Genomic DNA, 7,099 nt, shown 5'->3' on the forward strand with positions numbered 1-7,099 from the left:
GGCGTTGCTGGCGCATCCCGGTGTCGGGCAGGCTGTGGTGGTCGCGCACGATTCCGGTCGCGGTAAGCAGCTGGTGGGTTATGTGGTGGCGGACATCGTCACGGCCACTGATCCTGCGGTCGGTGCGGTCCATGCCGCCGATGCCGCCGTGGTCGCGGAGGCGGTTTCCGGCGGCGGGTCCAGTGCAGCTGCAGATATTCCGGCCGCGGCACTCGGTACGGCGGAGTCCATTACTGCCGGTACGGATGCGGTCGACCGGAGCGCGCCGGTGCTGGATGCCGGTGTAGTGCGGACATTCCTGCGAGAACGGTTGCCGGAGTACATGGTTCCGGCGTCGATCATGATCCTGGACGCCCTGCCGTTGACTCCCAACGGCAAGATCGACCGTAAAGCGTTGCCGGAACCCGTATTCACGGCCGCGACGGCGTACCGGGCGGCGTCCACCGCAGCCGAACTCGTGCTGGTGGAGGTGTTCGCGGAGATCCTGGGCCGCGACCGGGTCGGTGTGGACGATGATTTCTTCGAGATCGGCGGCGACTCGATCCGTTCCATCCAGGTGGTTTCCCGTGCTCGGGCGGCCGGTGTATTGATCAGTCCGCGTGAGGTTTTCGAGCATCGTACGGTGGCGGCGCTGGCGCAGGTCGCCGGCTCGGAACGGGCACACGGGGTACTGGCCGAGCTGCCCGGCGGGGCGATGGGCTGGATGCCGTTGCTCCCGGCGGCGCGGTTCATCCGGGATCTGGGTGCCGGTTTCGATCGGTTCAACCAGTCGATGCTGCTGGATCTGCCGGTGGGTATCGACCTCGACGGGCTGGTCGCGACCTGGCGGGCAGTCGTGCAGCGGCATCCGGTGCTCACAGCTCGACTTGTCGACGACGCGGAGATCACGGCTCGACTTGTCGACGATGCCGAGATCACGGCTCGACTTGTCGACGACATCGAGTCCACGGCTCGACTTGTAGACGACATCGAGTCCACGGCTGGACTCGAAGACGACACCGAGTCCACGGCTGGACTCGTAGAGGACACCGAGATCGCAGTCGACTCGACCGATCCTGCCGATAGATACACCGGCCCCGGCCTGGTGACCGTGCCGGTCGACCGGCTCGACATCGCCTCCCTGATCCACCGCGTCCGGCTGGACGTCGAGCCGCAGGACGGCACGCCGACCGGGCCTGACGCGCTGGTCGCGCTCGTCGCGGCCGAATTGGACAGCGCCGCAGACCGATTGGCGCCCGAACACGGCGTCATGTCCGCGCTGGTGTGGTTCGATCGCGGCCCGGACGAACCCGGTGCGCTGGGGATCGTCGCCCATCACCTGGCGGTCGACGGCGTGTCGTGGCGAATCCTGCTGCCCGACCTGGCCTCCGCGTGGGCCCAGGTGTCGGCCGGGGTGCAGCCGGTGCTCCCGGTCGCCGGCACCTCGCTGCGGCGGTGGTCGCACGCCATGGCCGAACAGGCCCGCTCGCCGCAGCGGTCTGCCGAATTCGACTGGTGGACAACCATGCTCGCCGGGCCGGACCCGATCCTCGGTGCGCGGGAACTGGATCCGGCGATCGACACGCACGCCGGCGCGGCGCAGGTCGAGGTGCGGGTGCCCGCCCCGGTGACCGAGGCGGTGTTGACCGCCGTGCCCACCGCGATCCACGGCCACGTGGACGACGGTCTGCTCGCGGCGCTGGTGGTCGCGTACGCGATCTGGAACAGCCGCCACGGCAACGATTTCGGCCCGTCCGCGGGGGTCGTGGTGCGGCTCGAGGGACACGGCCGGGAGGAGGCGGTGGTCCCCGGCGCGGACCTGTCCGCCGCGCTGGGCTGGTTCACCACCGTCTACCCGGTGCGACTGACGCTGCCCGCCGACCTCGACCCCGACGATGTGCTCACCGGCGGTCCCGGCGCGGGTCGCGTGGTGAAGTGGGTCAAGGAAATACTGCGCGCGGTACCGGATCGCGGGATCGGGTACGGCATGCTGCGGTATCTGAACCCGGACACCGCGCACACCCTGGCCGCGCTGCCCACGGGCCGAATCGGGTTCAACTACCTGGGGCGGTTCTCCAGCGCCGACCTGCTGCCGGATCGATTGCGCGGCAACGGATGGACTCCGACCGCCGGACTCGCGGCCGATCCCGGATTCCCGGACCTGCCGGTCCCGTCGGCCCTCGAGATCAACGCGGCCGTCACCGACGCCGCGTCCGGGCCGGTGCTCGGTGCCTCGTTCACCTACGCGCCCGGCGTCCTGGACCGGGCCGCGGTGACGGAACTGGCCGGCCTGTGGGGCGAGGCGCTGGCCGGTCTGGCGCGCTACGCCGGCACCACCGGCGCGGGCGGGCTGACCCCGTCCGATCTGCCCCTGGTCCGGCTGGACCAGGCGGCCATCGAGAGCCTGGAGAGCCGGTACCGGCAGGTCGAGGATGTGTGGCCGGTGACGGCGATGCAATCCGGGCTGCTGTTCCACGCGCAGCTCGCCGGTGCCGGATTCGACGCGTACCACATGCAGGTCGTGTTCGACCTGACCGGACCGGTCGATCCGCAGCGGATGCGGGTAGCCGGCCAGGCACTCGTCGACCGGCACGCGACGCTGCGCACCGCCTACGCGCCGGCCGGTGACGGGACGACGGTCGCGGTCGTCGTCACGACCGCGGAGCTCCCGTGGCAGGAGCTGGATCTGCGCGACGCCGCCGACAGCGAGCGTCCGGTGGCGATCGCGAAACTGCTGGACACCGACCGGAGCACGCATTTCGATCCGGCCCGGCCGCCACTGCTGCGGCTCGCATTGATCCGGACCGCCGCCGACCGTTCCCGGCTGGTGCTGACCGCCCATCACGTCCTGCTCGACGGCTGGTCGCTGCCGCTGCTGCTCACCGACCTGCTGACCCTCTACACCACCAGTGGTGATCCGTCCGGTCTGCCGCCGGCCGGCAACTACCGGGACTTCCTGGTCTGGCTCGACGGCCGCGACCGCGCCGAGACCGCCGCGGCGTGGGCCCGGTATCTCGACGGGGTCGGCGAACCCACCCTGGTCGCCGATGGCGACCGGTCCGATGCCGCCTCGGATGCGGATGTGCTGGAGACGGTGGAGATTCCGCTGCCGGAAGCGGTGGCCCGGGCGCTGTCGCGGCGAGCGGGCGAGTGTGGTGTCACGCTGAACACCGTCGTCCAGCTGCACTGGGCGCTGGTGCTGGCCGCGGTCACCGACCGCGACGACGTCGTGTTCGGCGCGACCGTGTCGGGTCGCCCGGCGGACCTGGCCGAGTCGCACACCGTGGTCGGCCTGCTGATCAATACGGTGCCGGTGCGGGTGCGGGTCGCTCCCGCCGACACGCTCGCCACGCATGTGCGCCGGCATCAGGCCGAACAGACCGCGTTGATGGATCACCACCACATCCCGCTGACCGAGCTGCACGGGATCACCGGTCTGCCGACCCTGTTCGACACACTGGTCGCGTTCGAGTCCTATCCGGTCGACGAGGCCGCCCTGTCGGGTTCGGTGGCGGCGACGGGTCTGTCGGTGACCGGAATGGAACACCACAGCGGAACGAACTATCCGATCACCATCACCGCCAACGCGCTTCCCGACCTGGTGCTGTCGCTGCAGTACGACACGACTGTGCTGGAACGCGGCCGGGTGGACGGGCTGATCGCCGGTTACACGGCGCTGTTGACGGCCTTCGCCACCGATCCGGAGACACCGGTCGCGCGGGTCGGGCTGCTGTCGGCCGAGCAGTCGGCGGTGTTGCGCGGTTACGACCGGGCCGCGGTCGAGGTGGCCGTGGAATCGCTGCCCGCCATGTTCGGTGCCCGCGTGGCCCGGACCCCGGACGCGGTGGCGGTGATCGCCGGCGCCGAGTCGGTGACGTATGCCGAGTTGGATGCGCGGTCGAATGCGGTGGCGTGGTGGCTGTTCGAGCGTGGGGTCGCGGTAGAGGAGCCGGTGGCGGTTGTGTTGCCGCGGTCGGTGGATCTGGTGGTGGCGTTGTTGGGTGTGGCGAAGGCGGGTACGGTGTTCGTGCCGTTGCTGCCGGAGTGGCCGCAGTCGCGGCGTGATCAGGTGATCGACCAGGCCGGTATCCGCGTGGCGGTGACCGGAGCGGAAGTTGCCGCGGCAATGGCGGATGCGGCCTCGACGGCGGCGGGATTCGCCGATCCGGGTGTGATTGTGGATCCGGACCAGCTCGTGTACGTGATGTACACATCGGGCTCGACCGGTGAGCCCAAGGGCGTCGCGGTCAGGCACCGGGATGTGACCGCACTCGTGCAGGACCGGTGCTTCGCCGGAGGCGCGCACGAGCGGGTGCTGGTGCATTCGCCGCATTCGTTCGACGCCTCGACGTATGAGTTGTGGGTGCCGCTGCTCAATGGTGGTCAGGTCGTGTTGGCCGAACCTGATTCGGGCCCTGCGGAATTGGCGGCGTTGATTGCTGACTCCGGTGTGACTGGGTTGTGGTTGACCGCTGGTTTGTTCGCGGTGATGGCGCAGGAACACCCACAGTGTTTCGCGGGCGTGCGGCAGGTGTGGACCGGTGGTGACGTGGTCTCGCCGGACGCGGTACGCCGAGCCCAGCAGGCATGCCCGCAGACGGTGGTCGTGAACGGGTACGGGCCTACGGAGACAACGACTTTCGCTACTTCCTACCCGATCCCGGCGGCTCACCCGGCGACCGGCTCTGACGGTAGCGCCGACGTGGACGACAACCGAGCGGCCGCTGGTGCCGTGTCGCAGGCTGCGGCAGCGTCCGCCGACGCCGCCGTGCCGATCGGCCGCGCGTTGGACAACATGCGAATGCTGGTGCTGGACAAATGGTTGCGGCCGGTGGCGCCGGGCGCGGTCGGTGAGTTGTACGTGGCCGGTGCCGGTGTCGCCCGCGGGTACGCGGCCCGCCCGGATCTGACCGGCGCCCGGTTCGTCGCCGATCCGAACGGGTCGGGGGAGCGGGCCTACCGGACCGGTGACCTGGTGCGCTGGAACGACTCCGGAGTGCTGGAGTACGCCGGACGTGCCGACGATCAGGTGAAGATCCGGGGCTTCCGGATCGAGCCGGGCGAGATCGAGGCCGCGTTGGCCGCCGACCCGGCGGTGGGCCGTGCGGTGGTCGTCGTGGTGGACGGCCCGGCCGGAAAGCGGTTGGCGGCCTACGTGACTCCGGCCGACCGCGCACTGCCCGGCGGCGCCGCCGCACTGGATGTCGCGGCGGTCCGGGAACGGGTGGCGCGGCGGCTGCCGGACTACCTGCGGCCGGCCTCGATCGTCGCGGTGGACCGGATCCCTCTGACCACCAACGGCAAGATCGACCGAAAAGCGTTGCCGGAGCCGGTGTTCGCGTCCGTTGCCGAGTATCGGGCGCCGGTGTCGCCGGTGGAGCGGGTGCTGGCCGGGTTGTTCGCGGAGATCCTCGGTGTGGAGCGGGTGGGGCTCGACGACAGTTTCTTTGATCTGGGTGGGCATTCGCTGTTGGCGACCCGGCTGGTCAGCCGGATCCGCGCCGAACTCGGCGCGGAGGTGGCGATCCGGACGGTCTTCGCGGAGCGCACGGTCGCCGCGCTGGCCGCGGCCGTGGCCACGACACCCGGCGGCGGGACCCGGCTGGCGCTGCGCCCACAGGAACGGCCCGAACGGTTGCCGCTGTCGTACGCGCAGCAGCGACTGTGGTTCCTGTACCGGCTCGAAGGCCCGTCGGCGACCTACAACCTCCCGCTGGCGTTCCGGTTGACCGGCCCGGTCGACGTGGCCGCGCTCGGCGCGGCGATCGGTGACGTCGTGGACCGCCACGAAAGCCTGCGGACGGTGTTCGCCGCCGACAGCGCCGGAGTGGCCCGGCAGCAGATTCTGCCGGCCGGCACCGTCGAGGTCCCGGTGCGGATGCCGGATCTGACCGACGCGACCGATGCCGACCTCGATCGCATCGTCGCGCACGAGGCGGCACATCCGTTCGAACTCGACGCCGAGATCCCGGTGCGGGCCACGGTGATCCGCCGCGGTGCCGGGGAACTGATCGTCGTTCTGGTCGTGCACCACATCGCCGCGGACGGCTGGTCGCTGGCCCCGCTGGCCCGCGACCTGGCGGTCGCCTACAGCGCCCGGGTGGCGGGAGCCGCGCCGGCGTGGGCGTCACTGCCGGTGCAGTACGCGGATTACACGTTGTGGCAGCGGGAGCTGCTCGGTGACGAGTCGGATCCGGAGAGTGTGCTGTCGCGTCAGTTCGACTACTGGCGGGCCGAATTGGCCGGTGTGCCGGAGCAATTGGCGTTGCCGACCGACCGGCCGCGGCCCCGCGTGGCCTCGCACCGGGGTGCGGTCGTGTCGTGGACGGTCGACCCGGCCGTCGGGCGCGCTGTCGCCGAGTTGGCGCGGTCGCGGCGGGCGACGGTGTCGATGGTGTTGCAGGCCGGTTTGGCGGTGTTGTTGTCGAAGTTGGGTGCGGGGGAGGACATTCCGATCGGTTCGCCGATCGCGGGCCGTACCGATGCCGCGCTCGACGATCTGGTCGGGTTCTTCGTCAACACCTGGGTGCTGCGGGCCCAGGTGCGGCCCACGGCGACGTTCGTCGAGCTTGTCGATCAGGTCGCGGACAAGGCCCTGGCTGCTTACGCCAACCAGGACGCCCCGTTCGAGCGCTTGGTGGAGTTGGTGAATCCGGTTCGCTCGCAGGCGCATCACCCGCTGTTCCAAGTCTCGCTGTCGATGCAGAACACAGCGGCGGTCGTGGCCGAATTCGCCGGCGACGTCACGATCGGCGGCTACCCGGTCTCCACCGGCACCGCACGCTTCGACCTCCTGTTCTCCTTCGTCGAAGACGGCAGCGGCGGCCTGGCCGGTTCGATCGAGTACGCCACCGATCTGTTCGACCACGACACGGTGGAACAGCTCGCCGACCGCTTCGGCGGCCTGCTCGGCGAACTCGCCGGCACCCCGCACGCCCCGGTCGGCGATGCCGATGTGCTGGGTGCGGCTGAGCGGCGTCGGGTGTTGGTGGAGCGGAACGATACGGCGACGGATGTGGATCTGTCGGTGTCGGTGCTGGAGTTGTTGGCGGCGCGGGTCGCGGCGATTCCGGAGGTGCTCGCGGTTGTCGCTTCCGGTGTGGAGTTGACCTACCGGGAG

General features: G+C 70.3%; 1 protein-coding gene (only partly in view). It reads left to right on the forward strand.

Annotated elements, in window-relative coordinates:
• The coding region annotated (locus tag EBN03_RS22565) for a non-ribosomal peptide synthase/polyketide synthase (RefSeq protein WP_122190086.1) crosses the window boundary (this coding region is incomplete at its 3' end): on the forward strand, window positions 1-7,099 show 7,099 of its 35,595 nt. 28,496 nt of the annotated region lie to the left of the window's left edge.

Origin of the sequence: Nocardia stercoris (assembly GCF_003696265.1) — a bacterium.
GTDB classification, from domain to species: Bacteria; Actinomycetota; Actinomycetes; order Mycobacteriales; family Mycobacteriaceae; genus Nocardia; species Nocardia stercoris.